This window comes from Ideonella sp. P3_A4 (assembly GCF_056403075.1).
In genome coordinates this window covers 1-2,171 of sequence record NZ_JBFUGE010000844.1, presented here as the reverse complement: position 1 = coordinate 2,171, position 2,171 = coordinate 1, and the positions used below count along the sequence as shown (strand labels likewise).

3 protein-coding genes are annotated in these 2,171 nt (G+C 63.4%); 2 read left to right on the top strand and 1 reads right to left on the bottom strand.

What is annotated here, in order from left to right; genetic code table 11:
* Positions 1 to 761 (bottom strand): serine hydrolase domain-containing protein (locus AC1DYI_RS33500; protein WP_477208424.1); only part of this gene is annotated, 761 nt, incomplete at its 3' end.
* A 69-nt stretch (positions 762 to 830) separates the two neighbouring features.
* Here AC1DYI_RS33500 and AC1DYI_RS33495 point away from each other — a divergent pair.
* Together AC1DYI_RS33495 and AC1DYI_RS33490 are read left to right on the top strand one after the other, a co-directional pair.
* Entirely contained in the window at positions 831 to 1,268 is a 438-nt protein-coding gene (locus AC1DYI_RS33495) for a DUF1801 domain-containing protein (RefSeq protein ID WP_477208423.1), read from the top strand.
* A 6-nt stretch (positions 1,269 to 1,274) separates the two neighbouring features.
* Positions 1,275 to 2,018, top strand: coding sequence for an AAA family ATPase (locus tag AC1DYI_RS33490; RefSeq protein ID WP_477208422.1), 744 nt, complete (start codon positions 1,275 to 1,277; stop codon positions 2,016 to 2,018).
* Positions 2,019 to 2,171 lie beyond the last annotated feature (153 nt).

The following is a 2,171-nucleotide window of genomic DNA, read 5'->3' as shown; positions in this document are numbered from 1 at the left end:
GTGTAGAGCCCGGCGTGGCCATAGGCGTAGGTCGGCCAGGCCACGTCCTTCTCTTCTTCCGGGCGGCCGTCCTTGCCGATGTAGTTGGTCACCACCCCAGGCTCGGGCGGTACGGCCAGACCCAGCCACGTGTGGCGCAGGCCGAGCCTGCGGATGATGYGTTCCTCGGCAACTTGCGGATAGGGCTTGCCGTAGTGGGCCGCTAGCAGCGCGGCCAGCACCAGGTAGTTGGTCTGCGTGTAACGCGTGTTGGTGCCTGGGGCAAACTGCAGCGGCGTGCCGGCCAGCGACGCGAACGCCGTCTGCAGATTGGCGGGAAACACCATGGTCGGCGAAATTTTGTCGAAGTACTCCGGCACGCCGGAACTGTGGTCCAGGAAGTCGCGCACGGAGATGGCCCGCCAGGGCGCCGGCAGGTCAGGCAGGTAAGCGCTTGCGGGCCTGTCCAGGTCCACCCGCCCCTGCTCGACCAGCTGCATGGCCAGGGTACTGACGAACAGCTTGCTCAGCGAGTAGCCGGGGAAGACGTATTCGGCCGTCAGGCGCTCATGGGTACCTATGTTGGCCTCGCCGTCCACGCCGCGGAAGAGGACGCGGCCGTCGTACGCCACCAGCAGCGCTTGTCCGGCAATGCCGTAGCGCTGCCGGTTGACCTCCAACTGCCGGGTTAGCGAGCCGGACAGAGCATCGTCCGCAAAGGCGGCGCAGGGCAGCAGCAGGACAAACGCGAGCAGCGTCGTCATGGGGCGTTTGAGGATCATCTTTTCTCCTAGCGGCTTCGGCGCCGCATCGCGATATTCTCTTGGATCCACGTCGCATTGGATCCACTCGTGAAGCCATTCGAATCGTCAACAGTCGCACAGGCCTTCGAGGCGTACCCGCCGGCCATGAGGCAACGCCTGTTGGCGCTACGGCAGCTGATCTTCGAGACCGCAGCGGCCACCGAAGGGGTGGGTCCGCTGGATGAAACGCTCAAGTGGGGCGAGCCAGCCTACGTCACCTCGCAAAGCAAGAGCGGCAGCACGATTCGGATCGACTGGAAGAAGAAGGCGCCGTCGCAGTACGCGATGTACTTCAACTGCCAGACCAGCCTGATCGAAACCTTCAGGACGCTCTTTCCCCACGACTTCAGGTTCGAAGGCAACCGGGCCATCGTCTTTGGCGAAACCGACGACGTGCCGCAAGACGCGTTGGCGTTCTGCATTGCCGCGGCGCTGACCTACCATCGCGCCAAGCCCGCGGCCGGCGCTGCTCGCTTGGCCAAGTGACCTTCCATGCCCAGACGCATCAAGCCCTATTTGCTGCGCGCTTCGTTTCGCCCAGATGCCGAGATCGACGACGCGTCTTATCCGTTCAGCATCCCGGCGGTTCGCGAGATGGGCAACATCGACTTTCACCCGAACGTGACCTTCTTCGTCGGGGAGAACGGGTCAGGCAAGTCAACGGTGATGGAGGGTTTGGCGGTGGCGCTCGGTTTTGGCCCCGAGGGCGGCACGAAGAACGTGCAGTTCAGCACCGCAGACTCGGTCTCACCGCTTCACGACAGCTTGCGCCTGGCGCGCGGCGTGCCGGCCCCGCGCGATGGCTACTTCCTCAGGGCCGAGAGCTTCTTCAACGTGGCGAGCTATATGGACCAGACCGGCTACCTTGACAGTTATGGCGGCCGGTCGTTGCACACCCAATCACACGGTGAGTCTTTCATGGCGGTGCTGTTGAACAAGCTGCGCGGCAACGGCATCTATCTGCTGGACGAACCGGAGGCGGCCTTGTCGCCCAACCGCCAGCTGGCCGCGCTCAGCGCCATCCACCAGTTGGTGGAGGATCACTCGCAGTTCATCATCGCCACGCACTCGCCCATCCYGCTCTCGTACCCACACGCGAAGATCGTTCAGTTCGACGGCACCGGTGTCACCGAGATCGCCTTCGAAGACACCGAGCACTTCGCGGTGACGCGCGACTTTCTCAACCACTACCCGAAACGCCTGCAGCAGCTGCTTCAGGACGACACCGACAGCTGAGCGATGAATCCACAGATCCAACCCATCACCGCCATCGCCTACGAGCCGTGGCTGACACTTTGGGCGGGCTACCTGGGTGCTCAATTCGAATCAATGAGCGCAGACGTTCATCGAGGGACGTTCGCGCGCTTGCACGATCCGCAGAGTTCGCTG